This is a genomic window from Rhizobium sp. JAB6, from assembly GCF_003024605.1.
In the GTDB taxonomy this organism is placed as follows: domain Bacteria; phylum Pseudomonadota; class Alphaproteobacteria; order Rhizobiales; family Rhizobiaceae; genus Rhizobium.
Genome location: NZ_PYJQ01000001.1, coordinates 362020 through 384534 on the forward strand (window position 1 = coordinate 362020; position 22515 = coordinate 384534).

22 protein-coding genes are annotated in these 22515 nt (G+C 60.6%); 8 read left to right on the plus strand and 14 right to left on the minus strand.

Annotation, left to right across the window (positions count from 1 at the left end; translation table 11 throughout):
- Window positions 1-22: 22 nt before the first annotated feature.
- A complete protein-coding gene (locus tag C7U61_RS01820) occupies window positions 23-1606 on the minus strand; it encodes an aromatic amino acid lyase (RefSeq protein WP_106996431.1) in 1584 nt (527 codons plus the stop codon).
- A gap of 278 nt (window positions 1607-1884) precedes the next feature.
- On the opposite strand from C7U61_RS01820, the gene C7U61_RS01825 reads away from it, so the two are divergent.
- Window positions 1885-2217: a DHCW motif cupin fold protein gene (locus C7U61_RS01825; protein ID WP_106996432.1), complete on the plus strand. Its 333-nt coding sequence runs from the start codon at window positions 1885-1887 to the stop codon at window positions 2215-2217.
- 179 nt (window positions 2218-2396) lie between these two features.
- Here C7U61_RS01825 and ubiB read toward each other — a convergent pair whose 3' ends face one another.
- Together ubiB and ubiE are read right to left on the minus strand one after the other, a co-directional pair.
- Window positions 2397-3971, minus strand: a complete 1575-nt coding sequence (gene ubiB / locus C7U61_RS01830; RefSeq protein WP_106996433.1) for a 2-polyprenylphenol 6-hydroxylase — start codon at window positions 3969-3971, stop codon at window positions 2397-2399.
- 62 nt (window positions 3972-4033) lie between these two features.
- Complete coding sequence (gene ubiE / locus C7U61_RS01835; protein WP_106996434.1) at window positions 4034-4810, minus strand: bifunctional demethylmenaquinone methyltransferase/2-methoxy-6-polyprenyl-1,4-benzoquinol methylase UbiE; 777 nt, start codon at window positions 4808-4810, stop codon at window positions 4034-4036.
- Window positions 4811-5056: 246 nt separating this feature from the next.
- On the opposite strand from ubiE, the gene mutM reads away from it, so the two are divergent.
- From mutM to dnaA, 4 genes are all read left to right on the plus strand, one after another.
- Window positions 5057-5947, plus strand: coding sequence for a bifunctional DNA-formamidopyrimidine glycosylase/DNA-(apurinic or apyrimidinic site) lyase (gene mutM, locus C7U61_RS01840; RefSeq protein WP_106996435.1), 891 nt, complete (start codon window positions 5057-5059; stop codon window positions 5945-5947).
- Window positions 5948-5980: 33 nt separating this feature from the next.
- Window positions 5981-6754, plus strand: coding sequence for an enoyl-CoA hydratase (locus tag C7U61_RS01845; RefSeq protein WP_106996436.1), 774 nt, complete (start codon window positions 5981-5983; stop codon window positions 6752-6754).
- A gap of 193 nt (window positions 6755-6947) precedes the next feature.
- Complete coding sequence (gene rpsT, locus C7U61_RS01850; protein ID WP_106996437.1) at window positions 6948-7223, plus strand: 30S ribosomal protein S20; 276 nt, start codon at window positions 6948-6950, stop codon at window positions 7221-7223.
- An 870-nt stretch (window positions 7224-8093) separates the two neighbouring features.
- Window positions 8094-9644: a chromosomal replication initiator protein DnaA gene (gene dnaA / locus C7U61_RS01855; RefSeq protein WP_106996438.1), complete on the plus strand. Its 1551-nt coding sequence runs from the start codon at window positions 8094-8096 to the stop codon at window positions 9642-9644.
- Window positions 9645-9734: 90 nt separating this feature from the next.
- Here dnaA and gcvA read toward each other — a convergent pair whose 3' ends face one another.
- Window positions 9735-10631, minus strand: coding sequence for a transcriptional regulator GcvA (gene gcvA / locus C7U61_RS01860; RefSeq protein ID WP_181315767.1), 897 nt, complete (start codon window positions 10629-10631; stop codon window positions 9735-9737).
- 155 nt (window positions 10632-10786) lie between these two features.
- On the opposite strand from gcvA, the gene C7U61_RS01865 reads away from it, so the two are divergent.
- On the plus strand, window positions 10787-11710 hold the full coding sequence (locus C7U61_RS01865) for a DMT family transporter (RefSeq protein ID WP_106996440.1): 924 nt from the start codon (window positions 10787-10789) through the stop codon (window positions 11708-11710).
- 105 nt (window positions 11711-11815) lie between these two features.
- Here C7U61_RS01865 and hemW read toward each other — a convergent pair whose 3' ends face one another.
- From hemW to rph, 4 genes are all read right to left on the minus strand, one after another.
- Complete coding sequence (hemW, locus tag C7U61_RS01870) at window positions 11816-13018, minus strand: radical SAM family heme chaperone HemW (protein WP_181315768.1); 1203 nt, start codon at window positions 13016-13018, stop codon at window positions 11816-11818.
- A 9-nt stretch (window positions 13019-13027) separates the two neighbouring features.
- Entirely contained in the window at window positions 13028-13672 is a 645-nt protein-coding gene (rdgB, locus tag C7U61_RS01875; protein WP_106996903.1) for an RdgB/HAM1 family non-canonical purine NTP pyrophosphatase, read from the minus strand.
- A gap of 11 nt (window positions 13673-13683) precedes the next feature.
- Window positions 13684-14100, minus strand: a complete 417-nt coding sequence (locus C7U61_RS01880) for a VOC family protein (protein ID WP_106996441.1) — start codon at window positions 14098-14100, stop codon at window positions 13684-13686.
- Window positions 14101-14296: 196 nt separating this feature from the next.
- Window positions 14297-15013: a ribonuclease PH gene (gene rph, locus C7U61_RS01885; protein WP_015338597.1), complete on the minus strand. Its 717-nt coding sequence runs from the start codon at window positions 15011-15013 to the stop codon at window positions 14297-14299.
- Window positions 15014-15185: 172 nt separating this feature from the next.
- Between rph and hrcA the strand changes: the two genes are divergently transcribed.
- Both hrcA and grpE read left to right on the plus strand, forming a co-directional pair.
- On the plus strand, window positions 15186-16274 hold the full coding sequence (gene hrcA, locus C7U61_RS01890; protein ID WP_106996442.1) for a heat-inducible transcriptional repressor HrcA: 1089 nt from the start codon (window positions 15186-15188) through the stop codon (window positions 16272-16274).
- Between the two features lie 181 nt (window positions 16275-16455).
- On the plus strand, window positions 16456-17097 hold the full coding sequence (gene grpE, locus C7U61_RS01895; protein ID WP_106996443.1) for a nucleotide exchange factor GrpE: 642 nt from the start codon (window positions 16456-16458) through the stop codon (window positions 17095-17097).
- A gap of 103 nt (window positions 17098-17200) precedes the next feature.
- On the opposite strand, the gene ptsN is transcribed toward grpE, so the two are convergent.
- The 6 genes from ptsN to lptC all read right to left on the minus strand — a co-directional run bounded on the left by ptsN (window position 17201) and on the right by lptC (window position 22494).
- Complete coding sequence (gene ptsN, locus C7U61_RS01900; protein ID WP_106996444.1) at window positions 17201-17665, minus strand: PTS IIA-like nitrogen regulatory protein PtsN; 465 nt, start codon at window positions 17663-17665, stop codon at window positions 17201-17203.
- A gap of 88 nt (window positions 17666-17753) precedes the next feature.
- Window positions 17754-18329 carry a ribosome-associated translation inhibitor RaiA gene (gene raiA / locus C7U61_RS01905; RefSeq protein WP_106996445.1) on the minus strand — a complete coding sequence of 192 codons (576 nt, stop codon included), beginning with the start codon at window positions 18327-18329 and terminating at the stop codon, window positions 17754-17756.
- Between the two features lie 250 nt (window positions 18330-18579).
- Window positions 18580-20139 (minus strand): RNA polymerase factor sigma-54, encoded by a 1560-nt coding sequence (gene rpoN, locus C7U61_RS01910; protein ID WP_106996446.1) that lies wholly within the window; start codon window positions 20137-20139, stop codon window positions 18580-18582.
- Window positions 20140-20334: 195 nt separating this feature from the next.
- On the minus strand, window positions 20335-21114 hold the full coding sequence (lptB, locus tag C7U61_RS01915; RefSeq protein WP_106996904.1) for an LPS export ABC transporter ATP-binding protein: 780 nt from the start codon (window positions 21112-21114) through the stop codon (window positions 20335-20337).
- Between the two features lie 46 nt (window positions 21115-21160).
- The gene (locus C7U61_RS01920; protein WP_106996447.1) at window positions 21161-21811 is read right to left on the minus strand and encodes an LptA/OstA family protein; all 651 of its coding nucleotides are present in this window, start codon (window positions 21809-21811) and stop codon (window positions 21161-21163) included.
- A complete protein-coding gene (gene lptC, locus C7U61_RS01925; protein WP_106996448.1) occupies window positions 21808-22494 on the minus strand; it encodes an LPS export ABC transporter periplasmic protein LptC in 687 nt (228 codons plus the stop codon). Before lptC ends, C7U61_RS01920 begins: the two co-directional genes overlap by 4 nt.
- Window positions 22495-22515 lie beyond the last annotated feature (21 nt).

Sequence of the window (22515 nt, forward strand, 5' to 3'; positions counted from 1 at the left end):
GTTCCCTCCGCGCGTCGTTGATTCAGATGGCGACGGTGTCGCGATAAAGCCGCTCTTCGACCCGCTCCAGCGAGCCGAGCGCGAAGAAATCATCATAGGCGAGGATCGGCTTGTGAGCGATCAATTCTGAAACGAAAGCCTCCGAGCCCAGTTCCTCCTCGATCGCCTCGACTTCGGCCGAAAGCGGCCGATCGACGACATAGAAGTCGGCATGCTTGCGCACGACATCGTAGAGCATGCGCGCCACGCCTTCCGGCTTGTCGCCGAGAATGTCCATCGCCTGTGCGGACAATAGGGCTTCAAGCGCGGCCAGACGCTTCAGCGCCCGCATCTGCCGCTCGAAACGCTCGATGACAAGAGGCAGGAAGGCAGCTTCGTCTTCCATGCCGGCCGCAACCACCAGCGACTGCGCCGAGACTGGATTGGACATAGAGAGAACACGCGAGAAGATCTCGCCGGCTAGCTTGATGATCGGGCCGAAACCGGTCGCGATCCTGCCTTCCGGCACAAGATTGACGGGCAGGCCGCGCCGCTGACCATTGCCGAGCAGGACGCAGCGGTTGAAGGCGTTGCGGGCAGCATGGGCCATGCAGATGACGGCGGCTTCCAGCAGCACGGTGACGTCGAGCGGGAGAGAGCCGCCGGAGGTCATCACACGCCCGTCAACGATGACCGGATTGTCGTCCGAGCGGCCGGTGGCAGCGAGAATCTTGTGGCCGGCCGTCAAGAGGTTTTCGATGACGGCGCCGAAGACCTGGGCGATCATGCGCAGGCTCAGCGGGTCCTGCACATGGGTTGCGACCGGCCAGGGCCATTCATCCGAAGCGTTGCAGAGCCAGGCGCCGATCAGGGCCTCCCGGGCGGTGCCGACATGGCGCACGGAAATCCATGGATCGCGTGAGGCGCCGAGCGCGCCGGCGGCCATCATGCCGGTTGCTAGCAGCACCCGGATGGAGGCGGCGGCATTGCGGGTGGTTTCTGCGGCGGCGGCGAAGCTGACCGCATTGACGCTGAGCGAAGCCAGGCTGTCGCGCGGCATCATCCTGACGGGAGCGATACCGGCTGCATCGAAGGCATCGGCCGCCTGCATGCGGCGGCCGCGATAGACGGCCTCGCCAACGCCGGTCAGAACCGCGCCGATCTGCCCCATCAGGCCGATATCCGCGCAGCCGATCGAGCCCGTGCGCCTGACGACAGGAATGACATCAGCGCTCAGCAGCTGCAGATAGGCCTGGATCAGCTCCTGCGAACAGCCGACCTGGCCGGTGAGCGCGGTGTTGACCCGGATCGCCATGGCATTGCGCACGACCGACATGGAGAAGGGGGCGCCCGTGCCGAAATGATGGGCGCGCACGAGGCCAAGATTGAAGGCATCGAGATCTTCCGGAGACCACTCGATATCCTTCATGGCGCCGACGCCGGTGGTGGAGCCGTAGACCGGCATGCCGGATTGGATCGTGCTTTCAAGAACGCTGCGCGCCAGCCGCACCCGCGCCATGCCGGCTTCTGATGCGGAGGGCAGCGCGGCGCCCGCGCCGATCCGCACCAGATCGCTGAACCCCAGGGGCTGCCCGGTGAGTTCGATGCCGGCTCTCTGACGCTCCATGTCTTTTGTTCTCCTTTTCCGCAAGGCTATGCGAGCCTCATCGCTAATGGGATATCCCAAATGGCGAACACCTGATATGCCGTGCGAGCGGGAGTACTCGCAACGCAGGCAGCCTCATCATGCATTATAGCCGAAAGAGAGACATCCGCTCCCGTCGCGCCGGCGCTTTTAAATTCAGCACGGCCCGATTATTCGGGCTCGATCAGGCAGGATTGACGAATGGACACTGCAGCCGTTTCTATGCGGAACGATCGGTCAACATCCGGAAAGTCATTGCGATGAAGATTCCTGAACTGCCTTTTACGGTAACCAATTGGGATGAGGTTGCTGCCACCAGGCATGCGGGCGAAAGCGGCCATGCGCTCTGGAAGACAGTGAACATCGGAGACATCCGCGTTCGGATTGTTGAATATACGCCCGGCTATGTTGCCGATCACTGGTGCGATCGCGGCCATATCATCTACGTGATCGAGGGGGAATTAATTTCCGAGTTGAAGGATGGGCGGATATCGATCCTCACTCCGGGCATGAGCTATCAAGTGTCCGATTTTGGCGACGCCGCGCACCGGTCATCGACAAAGACAGGCGTCAAGTTATTCATCGTCGACTAGAGCCGAATGATTATAGATCGGATCAATCTACAATCTGAATCCGCTCTAGAATCAAAGAAGTAGAGCATGATATCGCCCAAAAACCGCGCATACTTTTCGGTGTTATGCTCTGAAATCGCGCCGGGGAGAAACTGAACTTGGCTGACGTGCCTGCTGTAGCCGCAATAGGCGGCCGCAGCTCAACTCAGATGCCAGGCGATGTAGAGCAGCGTCAGCGCGATCACCCATAGCGCGCGCCGGCCGGAGCGGCTGTGCTTGGCCTCGGCCTTGCCGATCGCCTCGGCGGTCTGCGGATCGAAGCGCAGGCCGTTTTCGCTCATATGCAGCAGTTCGTGGTGGAATTTCTCGGTCTTGGCGGCAATTTCTGGTGCGGCTTCGGCGAGCTTCACCGCCGCTTTCAAGCCATCCTTCAGATCGGTCATGATCCGCTTCGGGCCGAGATTGGTGCGGATCCAGTCGCCGACCACCGGTTCGGATGCCTTCCACATGTTGAAGCGCGGATTGAGCATGCGCGAGACGCCCTCCACCACGACCATGGTCTTCTGCAGCATGACCAGCTCGGGTCGGGTCTCCATGTCGAAGAGTTCGGTCACCTCGAAGAGCAGGGTCAGAAGCTTGCCCATGGAAATGGTTTCGGCCGGCTGGCCATGGATCGGCTCGCCGATGGCACGGATGGCCTGCGCAAAGCTTTCTATATTGTGATGGGCGGGTACGTAGCCGGCTTCGAAATGTACTTCGGCGACCCTGATATAATCGCGGGTGATGAAGCCGTAGAGGATTTCGGCAAGGAAGCGGCGTTCCTTCTTCCCCAATCGCCCGACAATCCCCATGTCGACGGCAACGATCATGCCCGCTGCATCGACGAAGAGATTGCCGGGGTGCATGTCGGCATGGAAGAAGCCGTCGCGCAGTGTGTGACGCAGGAAGGACTGGATCAGCGTATCGGCAAGCGCGTTGAGATCGTGTCCGGCCGCTTTTAAGCCCTCGACGTCCGACATCTTCACGCCGTCGATCCACTCCATGGTGATGACGTCGCGCCCAGTACGTTCCCAATCGACCTTCGGAACGCGAAAGCCCGGATCCTTGTCGGTGTTTTCAGCAATTTCAGAGAGCGCGGCGGCCTCCAGCCGCAGATCCATCTCCACCTTGGTGGTCTGCTCGAGTGTCTTCGTCACTTCCACGGGCCGAAGGCGCCGGCTGGAGGGCATGAAGCGCTCCTGCAGCCGTGATACGAGATACATCGCCTTGATGTCGTTGGAAAAGCGCTGGCGCACGCCAGGCCGGACCACCTTGACGGCAACGCGCTTGCGGCCCTCTGCCGTCTTGATTTCGGCCGGATGCACCTGTGCTATCGAGGCGGCGGCGATCGGCTGGCCGAAGCTGGCGTAGAGATCGTCGATCCGCCGGCCGAGCGAAGACTCGATGGCCGCCGTTGCCGTCTCATGCGGAAAGAAGGCCATCCGGTCCTGCAGCTTCGACAGGTCGTTCGCCATCTCCACGCCGACGACATCGGGTCGGGTCGCCAGGAACTGGCCGATCTTCACATAGGAGGGGCCGAGCCGCTCGACCGCTTGTGCCAGACGGTCGCTGCGGGCCTGGCTCTTCGCCTTTCGGCGCGCAAAGATGCTGACGAAGGACTTGGCGAGGCTGATGGAGGGCGGCAGCCCTTCCGACGGCAGCGCCATGACCACGCCTTCGCGCACCAGCACCCAGCCGACCCGAACAAGGCCGAAATATGCGCTGAAAGCACTCATATCGTCTCAAGGTCTCGGAATGTGGAGGCCATCAGCCGCATCGGGTGACTGGATATCATGCTTCAGAGCTTCCAGCCGGAATGCAGCGCGGCGATGCCGCCGGTGTAGTTGGTGAAGTTCACGCGCGAGAAGCCGGCCTCGCGGATCATCGTTGCGAAATCCTGCTGGTTGGGGAACTTGCGGATCGATTCCACCAAATATTGATAGGGCTCGGCATCGCCGGTGATCGCCTTGCCGAACTTCGGAATGGCGTTGAAGGACCAGGCGTCATAGACGCGGTCGAGCAACGGCAGGTCGACTTCGGAGAATTCGAGCACGAGCAGCCGTCCGCCGCGCTTCAGCACGCGATAAGCCTCCTTCAATGCCACATCGATATGCGGGACGTTGCGGATACCGAAAGCGATCGTATAGGCGTCGAAGGAGTTCGGCTCGAAAGGCAATTCCTCGGCATTCGCCTCGACGAAGGTGAGGTTGTCGGAAAGCTTCTTTCTCTCAGCACGTTCGGCGCCGACGGCCAGCATCGAGCCGTTGATGTCGAGCACCGTTGCATGTGCCAGCCGGTTCGAGGCTTCCACGATGCGGAAGGCGATATCGCCCGTGCCGCCGGCAACGTCGAGCACCTTGTAGGCAGGGTCCTTGCGCGGGTTGAGCGCCGATATCATCGCGTCCTTCCAGGCGCGGTGCATGCCCATGGACATGACGTCGTTCATGACATCGTAGCGCTTGGCGACCTTGTGGAACACCTCGTTGACGAGGCCCTGCTTTTCGCCATCGGCTACTTCGCGGAAACCGTAGGATGTTTCCATGCCGCCATCGGCGGAGGTGCGGCTTTCTGCCATCGGCTCAACTCCGTTACGCTCTAGCGCCGCGCGTCACGATGTGACGCGCAAGGGTCGCTGCAGCACTTTAAACCTGCTGCATAATCGATCCCCAAATCGATGCCGATCCAAGGAATTACGCAGTATTCAGCGGCGGACCATAGCGAAATCGCATTTGCCACGCTATCTCATCAGCCTGATCACCGGCCGCAATGCCTTGGGCTATAGCTCAGATCATAAGCGGTTGAAACATAAAGATGGATAGCAATGCCGGAATTACCAGAGGTCGAAACCGTGAGACGGGGCCTTGTGCCTTCCATGGAAGGTGCTGTCCTGAAGGAACTGGAACTGCGCCGCAACGATCTGCGCTTTCCGTTCCCGGCCGATTTCGCGCAGGCCGTTTCGGGGCGTGGCATCGCATCGCTGTCGCGCCGTGCCAAATACCTGCTGATCGATCTCGAAGACGGCAATACGATCATCGCCCATCTCGGCATGTCCGGTTCGTTCCGGATCGAGGAGGGCGTGACGGCCGGGGCGCCCGGAACCTTCCATCATCCCCGCTCCAAGGACGAGAAGCACGATCATGTCGTCTTCCATCTGGCGGGCGCAAGCGGCGATGCGCGCGTCATCTATAATGACCCGCGGCGGTTCGGTTTCATGGATCTCGTCCGGCGGGCCGAGATGGCCGGCCACCCCTTCTTCCGTGATCTCGGGCCGGAACCAACGGGCAATGAACTGAGCGCCGATTACCTGGCTAAGCGCTTTGGCGGCAAGGCACAGCCGCTGAAGAGCGCGCTGCTCGACCAGAAGAACATCGCCGGTCTCGGCAATATATATGTATGCGAGGCGTTGTGGCGCTCTCATCTGTCGCCGTTGCGCGCCGCCGGGACGCTTGTCACGGACGCCGGCAGGCCGACGGAGGCACTGTTCGCGCTTGTCGACGCTATCCGCGGGGTCATCGCCGATGCGATCGCCGCAGGCGGCTCGTCGCTGCGCGACCATATCCAGACGGACGGTTCGCTCGGCTATTTCCAGCACTCCTTTTCCGTCTATGATCGTGAAGCGCAGCCTTGCAGTACGCCCGGCTGCGGCGGTACGGTCAGTCGCATCGTCCAGGCGGGGCGCTCTTCTTTCTATTGCGCTTCCTGCCAAGGCTGATTGTTGGGCCAAAGCTGACAAAGGGAGAGAGACGTGGCTTACGAAACCCTCATCGTCGAAATACATGGGGCCGTCGGCCTCATCCGGATCAATCGGCCGCAGGCGCTGAATGCGCTGAATTCAACGGTCCTCTCCGAGCTGAAGCAAGCCTATGCCGCTCTTCATCTTGACGATGCCATCGGCGCGATCGTGCTCACCGGCTCGGAAAAGGCCTTTGCCGCCGGCGCCGATATCAAGGAAATGCAGTCGCTGGATTTCGTCGACGCCTATAAGAACGACTTCTTCAGCGGCTGGGCCGAGATTGCCAATGCTCGCAAGCCTGTCATCGCCGCGGTCAGCGGCTTTGCGCTTGGTGGCGGCTGCGAAGTGGCGATGATGTGCGATTTCATCATCGCCTCGGAAACCGCCAAATTCGGCCAGCCGGAAATTACGCTCGGCGTCATCCCTGGCATGGGCGGCTCACAGCGTCTCACGCGCGCTGTCGGCAAGGCGAAGGCGATGGACCTCATATTGACGGGCCGAATGATGGATGCCGCGGAAGCGGAGCGCTCCGGCCTTGTGGCGCGCGTCGTGCCGGCGGACAAGCTGATGGAGGAAGCGTTGGCCGCCGCCGCCAAGATCGCCTCTCATTCGCGTCCTTCGGTGCTGATGGCCAAAGAGGCGGTCAACCGTGCTTTCGAGGCCACGCTCGAGGAGGGGCTGCGCTTCGAACGCCGCCTGTTCCATAGCCTGTTCGCCACGCAGGATCAGAAGGAGGGCATGACGGCCTTCGTCGAGAAGCGCAAGCCAGCCTTCAAGAACCGGTAGGGACCAAGATTCCGGAATTACGCGGGTTTGGCGAGAATCCGCGTTGACGCCGCGGCTCATTCCGGTTATATGCCCGCCACAGTTTGGAAAGCCGCTCTGGTTTTCCGCAATTGCTCCCGCATTGCTGGATGAAGTGGCCGTGGGGCCCGCGCCGCAACGATGGAGTTTTGTTCGAATTCTAAGAGAGGCATACATGGCCAATACTACCTCGGCGAAAAAAGCGACCCGTAAGATCGCCCGCCGCACCGATGTCAACAAGGCTCGTCGCTCGCGCGTTCGCACGTTCGTTCGCCAGGTCGAAGAAGCCATCGCATCGGGTGATGCGGATCGTGCAAAGGCAGCTTTCATTGCTGCTCAGCCGGAACTGGCTCGCGCCGCCACCAAGGGCGTGCTTCACGCCAACACCGCTTCCCGCAAGGTTTCGCGTCTTGCCAAGCGGGTGAAGGCCCTTTCGGCCCCGTCTGCATAATCTTTCGTTAACGAGTCTATCGTTAGAGTTAAGCCCGGCCCCTGCGCCGGGCTTTTCGGATTCAGCCAAAAAAATGCCGTATTGCTAAAATTGCCTGCCCGATCATGTCAGTGACGTGACAGAAATATAAGTTTGAAAACAAGAACTTACGGCAGGATATCCCAGCGTCCTGTGATCTGCATGACGCGTTGCCGGCTCACAACTGAGTCAAGGGATTTTTTATTTTTTTTCTTTTGAAAGCTGTGGGAATCGCGTCTGGCAGGAATCTCTTTGATTCAACAGCGATTCTTTTTTGAAGGGCTTGTGACAGTCAAAAATGGCTTCTTGAGTCAATGGCCGCCTCTTAATTTTGTGTAAAATTCATCGTTGATATCTGCCTTCGATCCTGCCTAAATGCATTTCAACAAGGGGCGCGGATTTCACCTTAAACGGCTTCGGAAAACACCGTTACGTATGACGGTGGAGGTGGTTTTGTCTCTTGTGACGGAGCAGTTCAGTTCCGTTTTTTCAAACAGTTGACGAGTAAGAACCGGAAGCGGCAACGCTTGTGGAACGAGGAAGCTTGTCTGTCCTTTGCGGCCCAGGTTATTGGCGGGGCTACGGGGAGGGGAGAAAAATTGACAGCCATTGGAGCAGTCAATCGGAATACGAGGGTCGATTGAAGCTCCGATACGGAGATGCGACGAAGACAGCTTTAAAGAGCGGTTTTCGCCACAGTGTTTCTGTAGAGCTCGCTGGCCGGGCGCGGCTGATGAACCGGTATGCGACGCAGCTTGGGACAACCAACGCGATCGTCATGCCATGGCGAAGAACCAAGGGCGGCAGTGAAGTGCTCCCGCCCTATAAAGAGACTGTGGAAGGCGGCACTATATGCAGATACATACGAGGGCGACGGGTGCGTTGGAAAATGGGGACAATGCGCAGGCGTTCGGTGCGGTTTGCTTAGAAGCGGCGGGGGAAAAGGGTGACGTGGCGCAAAGTAATTTGTTCGAGCGCGTCAGCGCGCGCTTGAAGGCTCAGGTCGGACCCGATGTCTATGCCAGCTGGTTTGCGCGGCTCAAGCTTCATTCGGTATCGAAGAGCGTCGTCCGTCTCACGGTCCCGACGACATTTCTGAAATCCTGGATCAACAATCGCTATCTCGATCTCATCACCGGCCTGTTCCAGGCGGAGGATGCCGAGATCCTCAAAGTCGAAATTCTGGTGCGCACAGCAACGCGGCAGGGCGCGAAGCCCGGTGCCGATGAGCAGCCGGTGGTGCCGGATCAAGCGGCTGTCGCGCCGATCCGTCGCGCCGTTGCCCAGCCGGCAGGCCAGGCAGTTGCCCAGGCGGTGAGTGCGGCTGCGGCCGCCCGGCCGGCAACTGCGGGTTCGCCGCTGTTCGGCTCTCCGCTCGATTCCCGGTTTACCTTCGATACTTTCGTCGAAGGCAGCTCGAACCGCGTCAGCCTTGCAGCGGCAAAGACCATCGCCGAAGCTGGTTCCGGCGCTGTTCGCTTCAACCCGCTTTTCGTCCACGCGACGGTTGGTCTCGGCAAGACCCACCTTCTGCAGGCGATCGCCAATGCTGCCGTGCAGAACCCGCGCGGCCTGCGGGTCGTCTATCTGACGGCGGAATACTTCATGTGGCGCTTCGCAACGGCGATCCGCGACAATGACGCACTGACGCTGAAGGACTCGCTGCGCAATATCGACCTGCTCATCATCGACGACATGCAGTTCCTGCAGGGCAAGATGATCCAGCACGAGTTTTGCCATCTCTTGAACATGCTGCTCGACAGCGCCAAGCAGGTCGTCGTTGCTGCCGATCGCGCTCCCTGGGAGCTGGAATCGCTCGATCCGCGCGTGCGTTCGCGCCTGCAGGGCGGTGTGGCGATCGAAGTCGAGGCGCCGGACTATGAGATGCGTCTCGAGATCCTCAAGCGCCGTCTCGATGCCGCCCGCCAGGACGATCCGTCGCTGGAAATCCCGGCCGAGATCCTCTCGCATGTCGCCCGCAACGTGACCGCCAGCGGCCGCGAGCTGGAAGGAGCCTTCAATCAGCTCATCTTCCGCCGCTCCTTCGAGCCGAACCTGACGGTCGAGCGCGTCGACGAGCTGCTGGCGCATCTGGTCGGCTCCGGCGAGCCGCGCCGCGTCCGTATCGAGGACATCCAGCGCATCGTCGCACGCCACTATAACGTGTCGCGCCAGGAACTGGTTTCGAACCGCCGCACGCGCGTCATCGTCAAGCCGCGCCAGATCGCCATGTATCTGTCGAAGACGCTGACGCCGCGTTCCTTCCCGGAAATCGGCCGTCGCTTCGGGGGCCGCGATCACACCACGGTTCTGCATGCGGTGCGCAAGATCGAGGAACTGATTTCCGGCGACAGCAAGCTGTCGCACGAGATCGAGCTTCTGAAGCGCCTCATCAACGAATAGGACGGGCGACCGGCATCGGCTATGAATTCTACGGCCGGCTTCATCGCCGGCCGTTTCTTTTGTGCGATCAGGGGGCGCGAGGAAGCGCGCCTACGCTGGCGGCGTCGTGCGTGAGACCTCGGAAAACAGCCAGGCACGCAGCGCCGCGACCGCCGGCCTTTCCAGCGCGCCGGGCTGATAGACAAGGTGATAGGCAAGAGCGCTCGCAACTCCGGTCGGGAAGGGCGCAACGAGCGTGCCGTCAGCCAATTCCTGCTCCACGAAGGAGCGGCGCATCAAGGCGATGCCGAGCCCCGCCTTCATGGCGTGGTAGGCGCCCATGCCGTCGGTGAAGACCGGCCCATGCGTGGCATCCACCCGCGTTGCGCCCACCGCCTTCAGCCAGAGCTGCCAGTCGCGCCGGTAGACATCATGGATCAACGTCAGCTTGGCGAGATCGTCGACCGCGGGGGAGGGGCCGAGTGCGGCCGCCATCTCCGGCGTACAAACCGGAACATATTCGTCATCGAGAAATCTCTCGCTTGCCAGCCCCTCGTAGCCGCCGAGGCCGTGGCGAATGGCAATGTCGATCCCATCCCGCTGGAAATCCATCACGCGATAGGAAGCGCTGATGCGCAGGTCGATATCGGGATGCGCCTCTTCGAAGCGTCGCAGCCGCGGCACCAGCCAGTGTGTGGCAAAGCCGGCGGTGCAGGTAAGGGTCAGCACCGTATCCTTGGAGCGCATTGCAAGAGCCGCTGTCGCCTCGCGGATGAGGCGGAAGGCCGTTCGCATCGTCGCGAAATATTCGGCACCTTCGCTCGTCAGCGCCAGGCTGCGCACCCGCCGCTCGAAAAGCCGCACGCCGAGTGCGCTTTCGAGGTCGCGGATCTGCAGGCTGATGGCGCCCGGTGTCACACGCAGCTCGTTTGCGGCAAGCGTCATGCTGAGATGCCGGGCTGAGGCTTCAAAGGCGCGCAGCGCCGAAAGGGACGGCAATTGGTCCATGATGATTGAGCTCAGCTAAATCATGATGTGAAAAAGACTCGTTTGTCAGAGCCTCCATATATCAGGATTATTCCAGCAATTTAGGTGGTTGGCAATCATGTCGCCATTGATCACCGCTAAGAAAAACTCAATCAGCTGATGCTGGAGATAATCAGATGTCACAGAAATTCATGGGCGCGGTCGAATGGAGCATGCTGGTGGGGCTATCCATCCTGTGGGGCGGCTCCTTCCTGTTCAACGGCATTCTGGTGCGTGAACTGCCGCCCTTCACCATCGTCACCGCACGCGTCGCGCTCGCCGCCATCGCCTTGCATGTTATCGTACGCGCCACCGGCCATGCCATGCCGAGAGACGGTAAGACCTGGCTCGCCTTCTTCGGCATGGGCTTCCTGAACAATGTCATTCCCTTCCTGCTGATCGTATGGGGGCAGACCCATATCGCCAGCGGCCTCGCCTCCATCCTCAATGCCACCACGCCGCTCTTTGCCGTCGTCGTCGCCCATTTCCTGACGGAGGACGAGAAGATAACCGGCAATCGTCTGATCGGCGTCATCGTCGGGTTTGCCGGCGTCGCCCTGATGATTGGGCCCTCGGTGCTGGCGAGCCTCGGTTCCAACATGCTGGCGCAGCTCGCTGTATTGGGCGCCGCTTTCAGCTACTCGCTCGCAGGCATTTTCGGGCGGCGCTTCCGCCGCATGGGGCTGGCGCCGATCATTCCCGCCGCCGGCCAGGTGACGGGCTCGGCGATACTGCTTCTGCCGATCGCGCTTTTCGTCGATCGTCCCTGGACGCTGGCAATGCCGTCCACCGAGGCCTGGCTGGCGCTCGCAGGCCTCGCAATCCTATCGACCGCCATTGCCTATGTGCTGTTCTTCCGCATTCTCGCGACTGCGGGTGCCACCAACCTGATGCTGGTTACCTTCCTCATTCCCGTCAGCGCGATCCTGCTCGGCGCCCTCATTCTCGGCGAGAGCCTGCAGCCGAAGCATTTTATCGGCATGGCGCTGATCGCGGTCGGCCTGGCGGCAATCGATGGGCGGCTATTTACCCTCCCCTTGAGGGGGAGGGTGGGCACATAAGTGCCGGGGGTGGGCTGATCTCGGTAGAAACAGAGACATCATCTTAGCCACGGGATCACCCCCATCCGCCGCCTTGCGGCGATCTACCCCCTCAAGGGAGAGATGCTAACAAGCGAGATCGGCGACGACCGAGTCGAGAACCAGCATTCCCGCGGGCGTGCAGCGCAGGCGGGAATTGCCGATCCGCTCTATGAAACCGTGTTCCAGTAAAAACGCCTCCCGCTGCGGATCGGGATCGCGCCCCGACAGTTGCTGCCAGCGGGCGAGATCGACGCCCTCCCGCAGCCGCAGGCCCATCAGCAGCAATTCGTCGGCCTGTTCGTCGAACCCAAGCATTTCTTGGTCGACCATGCCGTGACCGTCGCGCTCGACCATCTCGAGCCAGCTCTCAGGCTTACGTTCGGTGGCCGTCGCCAGCTTCTGCGGCCCGCGCGTCAGGCGGCCATGGGCGCCAGGGCCGATGCCGGCATAGTCGCCGTAGCGCCAATAGGTGAGATTGTGCCGGCTCTCGGCGCCGGGCCGCGCGTGATTGGAGACCTCATAGGCCGGCATGCCCTCGCGCTCGGTAATCTCCTGCGTTGCCTCGTAGAGCAGCGCCGATTGATCGCCGTCCGGCACGATCAACTTTCCGGCCTTGTGCAGGCCATAGAAAGGCGTGCCTTCTTCGATCGTTAGTTGATAGAGCGAGAGGTGATCGACCGCATAGGAGATCGCCTCTTTCAGCTCGCGTTCCCATTCTTCGACCGTCTGGTTCGGGCGGGCATAGATGAGATCGAAGGACATGCGCGGGAAGATCTCGCGTGCCAGCTTGATCGCCTTCAGCGCATCGGCGACATCATGCAGCCGCCCTAAGAATTTCAGGTCGCGGTCGTTGAGCGCCTGCACGCCCATCGATACGCGATTGACCCCGGCGGCGCGATAGCCCCGAAACCGCTCCGCCTCGACGCTCGACGGATTGGCCTCGATGGTGATCTCGATGCCATCGGGCACATGCCAGGTCTTGGCAATGCCGTCGAGGATCGCACCCACGGTTTCCGGCTTCATCAGCGACGGCGTGCCACCGCCGAGAAACACGCTGGTCACCGTCTTCGGGCCGCTGATCATCCGCATCGTCGCCATTTCCTTCAGGAAGGCGGCAGCGAAACGCTCCTGATCGACAGGCTGATGGCGGACATGGCTGTTGAAATCGCAATAGGGACACTTGGCCGCACAGAAGGGCCAATGCACGTACACGCCGAAACCGGGTTCGCCGGTATCGGGCAGCAATCGCGCTCCGCGCACCAAGTCCTGCGTATCCAAGATTTCCACGAAGTAAGCTTACGCCTCCAGGCAGGTTTCGACAAAGACCTTGAAGGCGCGGGCGCGGTGCGACAGTGCCTGCTCGTCGCCTGGCCTCCAGCCATGCTTCTGCTCGGCGCTCATTTCGCCGAATGTGGTCTGATATCCCTTCGGCTGGAAGACCGGGTCATAGCCGAAGCCTTGGCTGCCGCGCGGCGGCCATACGACCGTGCCTTCCACTTCTCCCCGGAAAAGCTCGGTATGCCCGTCAGGCCAGGCGAGGCAAAGCACGCTGACGAAGCGGGCCGTGCGGCTCTCCGGGGTGGTGGCGCCGGCCTTTTCGAGGGCGGTCTCGACCTTCCGCATGGCTATGGCAAAGTCGCGCGTACCGTCAGCCGTCTCGGCCCAGTCGGCCGTGTAGACGCCGGGATCGCCGCCGAGCGCATCGATCACCAGGCCGGAATCGTCCGATAGCGCCGGTAGACCGGAGGCATGCGCCGAGGCGAGCGCCTTGATCGCAGCATTTTCCTCGAAGGTCGTGCCCGTCTCGTCCGGTTCGATAAAGTTGAGATCGGCTGCGGACTTGGCGGTAAAGCCGAGCGGTCCGATCAGATCGCGAATTTCCTGGATCTTGCCGGCATTGTGGCTGGCGACGACGATGGTCTTGGTATCGAGCTTGCGCATATGCTGTCCTGTCATAAGCCCCAGATGCGGGGTTCGGCGCATTCCAGGCTGTTGCCGGCCGGATCGCGGAAATAGATCGATCGGCCGCCATTCGGCCAGTGAAAATCGGCTTCGATATCGACCCCGGCTGCCTTGAGCCTCTCGGCCATGGCTTCGATCTCATCGTTGTCGATACGGAAGCAGACGTGACCCTGCCCCTTGGTGCCATGCGGCGGCACGGGCAGGGCGCCCGGTTCGTGCGGCTTGATGGTTTCCTGGCCGTTGAAGATCAAGAGCACACCCGGCCCGCAGCGATAAAAGACATGGCGGTTGCCGCCGCGCGAGATCTTCTGCAATCCGAGTATGCCGCCATAAAAGGCTTCGGCGGCATCGAGATCGTCTGCATAGAGCGCGGTTTCAAGAACACTTTCGATTGTCGCATTGCCCATCAAGTTAGCTCCTCACCCTCGCCCTCTCCCCGCTCGCGGGGAAAGGGAACGACCTCATATATGGGCGCCTCCGATTCCCATGAAGCTGAGAGATGACGGCAGGTGCGTCTTGCCCCTTCTCCCCGTGGAGATGGGGAGAAGGTGGCCGATAGGCCGGATGAGGGGCAAGCTGCACGCTCCGCATTCGTTGATATCCTCAGGCGATGGCCTGCTTCTGCAGCTCCACCAGTTCGGCGATGCCGTTCTTGGCCAGATGCATCAGCGTGGCGAATTCCTCTTCGCTGAAGGGCGCGCCCTCAGCCGTTCCCTGGATCTCCACGATGCCGCCTTTGCCCGTCATGACGAAATTGGCGTCCGTCTCGGCCGAGGAATCCTCGAGATAGTCGAGATCGATGACCGGCTGATCGGCAAAGATGCCGCAGGAAATGGCGGCGATGTGATCCTTCAGCACGCGCTCGACTTTCACCATGTTGCGGCTTTCCATCCATTTCAGGCAGTCGTAAAGCGCGATCCAGCCGCCGGTGATCGAGGCCGTGCGCGTGCCGCCATCCGCCTGGATGACATCGCAGTCGACGGTGATCTGGCGTTCGCCGAGTTCCTTGAGGTCGACGACGGCGCGCAGCGACCGCCCGATGAGGCGTTGGATTTCCTGCGTGCGGCCGCCCTGCTTGCCGGCGGCGGCTTCGCGTTTCATGCGCTCGCCCGTCGCCCGCGGCAGCATGCCGTATTCGGCCGTGACCCAGCCCTTGCCGCTGTTGCGCAGCCATGGCGGCGTCTTGTCTTCCAGGCTTGCCGTGCAGAGCACATGCGTATCGCCGAATTTTACCAGGCAGGAGCCTTCCGCATGCTTGGAAAAATTGCGCTCGAACGACACCTTGCGCATCTGGTCGGTTTTTCTGCCTGAAGGCCGCATTCCACTCTCCTGAATGTTCGTTGACCGCTTCTACGACCCGTAGGCCGCTTTTGCAAAGGAAAAGCAGGCTGCAGAGCCGCCCGGTCGCCCTGGCGGCATTTTTCCCTTTTGCCATTGCTAGCTGAATGATTATATTTTGCCTAAGGCTCAACGGAATGGATCTGACAGCGAAATGGTATTCACGACATCGTCGGTCTCGGATGTCATTGCTGCACTGGACGAACGCTCCAAGGAAATCTTCCGCCGCATCGTCGAAGGCTATCTCGAAAACGGCGAGCCGCTGGGTTCGCGCAATCTCTCGCGGCTATTGCCCATGTCGCTCTCGCCGGCTTCCGTGCGCAATGTCATGAGCGATCTGGAGGAACTGGGGCTCATCTATTCGCCGCATGTAAGCGCCGGGCGATTGCCGACCCAGGTGGGCCTGCGCTTCTTCGTCGACGCCTTCATGCAGGTCGGCGATCTCTCAGCTGAGGACCGCGCGAATATCGACCGGCAGGTGCGCGGCAGCAATCGCGATCAGCCGGTGGAATCGATGATGTCGGAGGCAAGCCGGGTACTGTCGGGTATTTCGCGCGGCGCCGGCCTCGTCATCACCTCCAAGAGCGATCCCGTTCTCAAGCATGTGGAATTCATTCGATTGGAGCCGACGAAGGCGCTTGCCGTTCTCGTCGGCGAGCACGATCAGGTCGAAAACCGCATCATCGAGCTGCCGGCCGGCACGACCTCGTCGCAGCTGACGGAAGCCGCCAATTTCCTCAACGCCCATATGACCGGTCAGACCATGGCGGAGTTGCGGCGGCAGTTGCAGAGCCTCAAGGAAAGCGTGCGCCAGGAGCTGGACAGCCTGTCGCATCAGCTGGTCGAGCGCGGCATTGCCGTCTGGTCCGGCGGAGAGGACGACGGCAAGCCGACGCAGCTCATCGTACGCGGTCATTCCAATCTGCTCGCCGAAATCGGCGGGGCGGAGGATCTGGATCGCCTGCGGCTGCTCTTCGACGATCTCGAGAAGAAGGACAGCCTCATCGAGATCCTCAATCTCGCCGAAAGCGGGCCGGGCGTGCGCATCTTCATCGGCTCGGAAAACAAGCTCTTTTCGCTGTCTGGATCCTCGCTCATCGTCGCGCCCTACCGCGACGAGGACGATCGCATCGTCGGTGCAGTCGGCGTCATCGGCCCGACGCGGCTGAATTATGCGCGCATCGTGCCCATGGTCGATTATACCGCTCAGCTGATCTCGCGGCTGTCGCGGCCTGGAATCTGACGAAAGGGATCTGCTGGCTGGGCACTCGACGCAGGGCTCCCGATCCGCATCTTTGAGCAAGCGGCCCGGTGCCGCCGCTCGCAATGTCGGAAATGCCCGTTCTTCGCGACAAAGTCTTGATTTTTTCCGGCCAAACCTCGATATCGGGCACATCCAAAGACCAAGCAATTCGGAGACCGTCATGACCGACGAAACAACAAAAACCGGACCTGACGCCACGGCGGCCGACACGTCAGCGGATTTCGCGCAGGATGCTGCGGAAACCATTGATGCGGCTCAGCCGTCTCAGCCGGATCCGGTTGAGCTGCTGAAGGCCGAGAACGGCGAACTGCGTGATCGCTACCTTCGCCTCGCTGCCGAGATGGACAACCTCCGTCGCCGCACCGAGCGCGATGTGAAGGATGCTAAGTCCTATTCCGTGGCAAGCTTTGCCCGCGACATGCTCAGCGTGGCCGACAATCTGCGCCGCACCCTGGATGCCATTCCGGCCGGTGCCCGTGCGGGCGCGGACGCCGGCCTGAAGACGCTGATCGAAGGCGTGGAGATGACCGAGCGCTCCATGCTCTCGGCCCTCGAGCGTCACGGCGTACGCCAGCTCGAGCCGGTCGGGCAGAAGTTCGATCCCAATTTCCATCAGGCCATGTTCGAAGTGCCGAATCCCGAGGTCCCGAACAACACGGTCGTCCAGGTCGTGCAGGCCGGTTTCGTCATCGGCGACCGCGTTCTGCGCCCGGCCATGGTCGGCGTTGCCAAGGGTGGCCCGAAGATCGTCGAAAATGCCGAGCAGGGCGCCAACAGCCCGCTGGATGAAAAGGACGCCTGATTTTTAAGGCCCCGATTTTTAAGGCATGGTTAAAAAATAAGAGCCGGACGATCTCAGATCGTCCGGCTCTTGTTTTTGCCTTGGTCCGATGCGATCCAATCCGTCAGGCGGCGTTCGATGCCTGCTCTTCGTTGAGGAATGCGTAAATGGCAGAGGCGGAATCGGTGGCGCGCAGCTTCGCAACCAGATCCTGGTCTCGCAAAACGCGGGCGATGCGGGAGAGTGCCTTCAGGTGGTCGGCGCCGGCGCCTTCGGGCGCGAGAAGCAAAAAGACAAGATCGACAGGCTGGTCGTCCAGTGCCTCGAAATCGACAGGCGCTTCGAGACGCGCGAAAATACCGACGATGGATTTGATGCTGGCAAGTTTGCCGTGCGGAATGGCGATGCCGTTGCCGACGCCGGTGGAGCCCAGGCGCTCGCGCTGCAGCACGACGTCGAAAATTTCGCGCTCGGGCAATCCGGTCAGCTTGGAAGCTTTGGCGGCCAGCTCCTGAAGCAGTTGTTTTTTGGAATTTGCCTTCAAGGCGGGGATGATCGCATCTTGCTGTAGCAAATCTGCCAATGCCATTCTCTTTATCCTTCGTGTCGCCGAGAACCGATGACGGGCAAGCGGCGGCCAGCTGCGATGATGCGCAGCCGCCGCTTATCTTCCATTCTCAGCCTTTGATATTGGCCGCGTCGATCCAGCCAATGTTACCGTCCTGACGGCGGTAGACGATGTTCAAGTGTTCGTTGCCGGGGCTGCGGAAGAGCAGCAGCGGCTCGTCGGTCATATCGAGCGCCATCACGGCAGTCGCCACCGACATGGTCTTCAGTTGCTTCGTGCTTTCCGCGACGATCGCCGGCGCGAAATCGGAAGGAACCTCCTCATCGTCATCCGGAACGCCGTCCATGACGGTATAGGCGACTTCCGCCTGCCCGTTCACATGGTTACCGGCCTGATGGTCCTTGAGTTTGCGTTTGTAACGGCGCAGGCGCTTTTCGATGCGCTCGGATGCTGCGTCGAAAGCAAGCTGCGGGTCCATGGCTTCGCCGGCAGCATGCAGGACGACACCGCTATCGAGATGAAGCTTGCAATCGGCCGCAAAGCGCGAACTGGACTTCTGCACAGTTACCTGACCCGAATACCCCCCGTCGAAGTATTTGGTCACGGCCATACCGATCTGGTCCTCTATCCGCTGGCGGAAGGAGTCACCAATTTCCATATGTTTACCGGAGACACGCACACTCATGGAGTTTCCCTTCTTGTAGTGGTTATTGCGCGTATCAGTTTACGCCAAGCCTCAAGCTCATCCAAGCACTTCACGCAGTCAAAGGCAAATTGCGTATATCGACCGCCTTTTGGATGGTGGGGATAAGTTTCATGGTCGTGCTGTCCTGCAGCGATTGCGGCGGGCTTCTAGCCCTGCCACATCGGAAAGTCAACTGCGTCTTAACGGACTGTTAGGAGTTCAGCAGCCTGCGGTTGAGAGGTGCCATCCGTCAGAAACCGGAAACTTTGGCCAGCGCGCGCTTCTCCCGGCGCCGCTGCACGGAAGAGGGGATGTTCATGGCTTCGCGGTATTTTGCAACCGTGCGGCGAGCAAGCTCTATTCCGTTCTTCTTCAGCGTATCGACGATATCGTCGTCGGAGAGCACCGCATCCGGGCTTTCGTTCGTGATCAGCAGGCGGATCTTGTGACGTACGGCTTCGGCGGAATGGCTGTCGCCGCCCTCGACGGCGCCGATCGAAACCGTGAAGAAATATTTGAGTTCGAACAGACCGCGCGGCGTCAGCATGTATTTGTTCGAGGTCACGCGGCTTACCGTCGATTCATGCATCTTGATGGCGTCTGCCACGGTTTTCAGGTTGAGCGGCCGTAAATGGTCGACGCCGTACAGCAGGAACGCGTCCTGTTGGCGCACGATCTCGCTTGCCACTTTCATGATCGTCTTGGCGCGCTGATCCAGGCTGCGGGTCAGCCAATTGGCATTCTGCAGGCATTCCGACAGGAAGGCGTGGTCCTGGCTGGTCTTTGAGACGGAGGCGAAATAGGATTGGCTCACCAGCACCCGCGGCAGCGCATCGGGATTGAGCTCCACCAGCCAGCTCCCGTCCGCGGAAGGCCGCACGACGATATCGGGCATGATCGCCTCCGATATCTCGGTTTCGAAACCGCTGCCGGGCTTGGGATTGAGCTGGCGGATTTCCGCCATCATGTCGAGCAGGTCTTCCTCGTCGACACCGCAGAGCCGCTTCAGCGTCGCAAAATCGCGCCGCGCGAGCAGTTCGAGATTGTCGATCAGCCGCTCCATGGCGGGATCGTAGCGATCCTTCTGCCGAAGCTGGATTGCCAGGCATTCGCTGAGGCAGCGGGCAAACACACCGGGAGGATCGAGCTGCTGAAGGGTGCCCAGTACCCGTTCCACATCGGCAAGCGTCGAGCCGAGCCGTTCGGCCGTTTCGTCGAGGTCGGCGCGCAAATAGCCGGTGTCGTCGAGCTGGTCGACCAGATGCTGGGCAATCAGCCGGTCTCCCATGGCGGGAAGCGAAAAGGGGATCTGTTCGTTGAGATGATCGCGCAGCGACACTTGGCCGGCGACGAAGTCGTCAAGATCGTAACCCTCGCCAGCTTCGCCCCCCGGCATGGACTTCCATTGGCTGAGCAGTTCCGGCGCATCGGCGCGCTGCGGGCTGCCGTCGTCGGGAAAGACATCGCCGAAATTGGTGTCGAGTTCGTCGCTCAGCCGGTTTGCATTGCCGGTATTGTCGCTCTCGTACCAGTCGCTCGCAAGGTCGCCGGCATTGCGGTCCGAGCCATCTTCGCCATGGGTTTCCTCCATGGCCTCGAAGCGTTCGTCCTTCGGCTCGCGATCGCCGACGCTGCCTAGATCCTCGTCATTTGACGCAAATTCCAGCAGCGGATTCTTTTCGACCTCCTGCGCGATGAATTGGGTGAGCTCGAAATGCGTCATCTGCAGCAACTGAATGGATTGCATCAGTTGCGGTGTCATCACCAGGCTCTGGCTTTGGCGCAGGAAAAGATTGGCCGATAGTGCCATGGCGGACGCGGGACTCCCCTTGAACTCCTCGGGAATCCGCGTCTCTTATCACTAAAATTCTCGCGAAATTCCAACTGGCCCAAAAATTGCTTTTTTATTGGATTTGGTCAAGCGGAACTGTGAAGTCGAAGTAAATTTCCGGCACGCCGCAGCATCCGCTAATATTGGCGGACAAGAAGATGGCATTTCAGCCTATCAGAGGCTGAAATTGTCACCCAGATACAGCTTGCGTACTTCAGGATTGCTGACGATGTCGTTCGCCCGGCCATGGGTCAGCACCTCACCCGCATGGATGATATAGGCACGATCGATCAGGCCGAGCGTTTCGCGAACATTGTGGTCCGTGATCAGAACGCCGATGCCGCGTGCCGTCAGATGATGCACGAGGTTCTGAATATCCGCGACCGAAATCGGATCGACGCCGGCAAAAGGCTCGTCCAGCAGCATGAAAGTCGGATCTGTCGCCAGTGCGCGGGCGATTTCGAGGCGGCGCCGTTCACCGCCCGACAGAGCGATCGCCGGCATGGTGCGCAGATTGCGGATGTGGAACTCTTCCAGCAATTCGTCGATCTTGCGCTCCCGTTTCGTCTTGTCCTTTTCATGGACCTCGAGCACGGCGCGGATGTTTTCTTCCACGGTCAGGCCGCGGAAGATCGAGGCTTCCTGCGGCAGGTAGCCGACGCCGAGCCGCGCGCGGCGGTACATCGGCATCGACGTAACATTGTTGCCGTCGATCTCGATCGTGCCCTCGTCGACCGGCACCAGCCCGGTGATCATGTAGAAACAGGTCGTCTTGCCGGCCCCGTTAGGCCCGAGCAGCCCGACAGCCTCGCCACGCCGTACCACCAGCGAAACGCCATTTACGACGCGGCGCCTGCCGTAGGTCTTGGTGAGGCCACGGGCGATCAGCGTGCCCTTGTAGCGTGCCTTGTCGGCAGCCGGTGCGCCGGATGCCGCAGAAGACGGCCCGGGCACGCCGGGCAAGGTGGAAGTTGTCGATGTCGTCACGAGGGGGCCGGTATCAGTTTTTCTTTTGTTGTTGCTGAACTTGCTGCGACTTCGGATCGAGCTGGATCTGGACGCGGCCGCCACAGGAATCCAGCTGGGCTTCGCCCGTTGCCATATGCACGGTAAGCTGGCAGCCGGTGAAAACATTCGGCCCGTCGGTCAGAACCACCTTCTTGCCCTTGAGGATGGCAAGCTGGTTGGTCATGTCGAAGGAGCCGTCCTCCGCCGTCGCCGTCTGCGTTCCGGAAACGAGGTAAACCTTGTCGGTGACCAGAATGTGGTCGATGTTGGCATCGCCGGACACCAGCGACTGGTTCTGTTCCTTGGCGGCCTTGGCGACCGGATTGTCGGATTGCTTGGCGTCACCCGCCTGCTTCTTCTTGTAGAAGACCGTCATCTTGCCGGCCTGCATGGTCGTCGTGCCCTGCACAACCTTGACGTTGCCGGTGAAGACGGCCTGGCTTTCCTGGTCATGGATCTCAAGCTTGTCGCTTTCGATCTGGATCGGCTGATCCTTGGAAAGGGCAAGACCCGGCATCGAACTGGTCGTCGACTGCGCGCCGGCGTCAGCGGCGGCGAAGAAGGCGACCGCGCCAAAAGCGCAGAGAAGGCCGACCTTGCGCAAGCCGGAATTGAAAATTGAATTAGGCCAATACTTTATCATGAACCGCCCGGCTTCTGTTGGCTATCTGAATTATGGAGAGTGGCAGGTTCGATGTTCATCCGAACCTGCCCGTTGAATTCGATTACGCTTCCTTTATCCGTCATCTTGAGCGAACGCGCAACAACCGACATACCGCCCCGGTTGATTGCAACCTGATCCTGGCTGGAAAGGTCTCCCTTCTTCACGTCCAGGAAGGCGGTCTTGAATTCGGCGCGCAGGCCATTGTCCATGATGATGGTAAAGGGTTCGGTAAGCTTCAGCGTATCGGCCTGGCGATCGAAATCCGCGCTTTGGGCCGTGACGTGGGCGATCACATCCGTATTGACCGGCATGGAAGCCTTGATGGTCTTGAGCGTGATCATGTTCGGGTTCCTGATATCCTGCAGCGCCTTTTCGGCGAGCAGCGAATAGCTGATGCCGTCCTTGTTGCGACCGGAGATGGCAGGGCGTTGCATGACCACCTTGCCATCCTCGATCTTGGCATCCTCGATCTGGATATCGGCCGGTAGATAGGCGCGGATGACCGAGACGATTATAAAGAGGAGCGAGATGACGGCGGCGGCAAGCGGCAGCAGCACTCTGAGCCGCTTCACGCGGTTGGAGTGGAAAATCGCGTCTTTATACGCGTTCCGTTCCGGCACCGAGCGCATTGCCTCGCCGGGGGGCTCGATCGTATTGAGCATGCAACAGGTCCGTCTTCTATG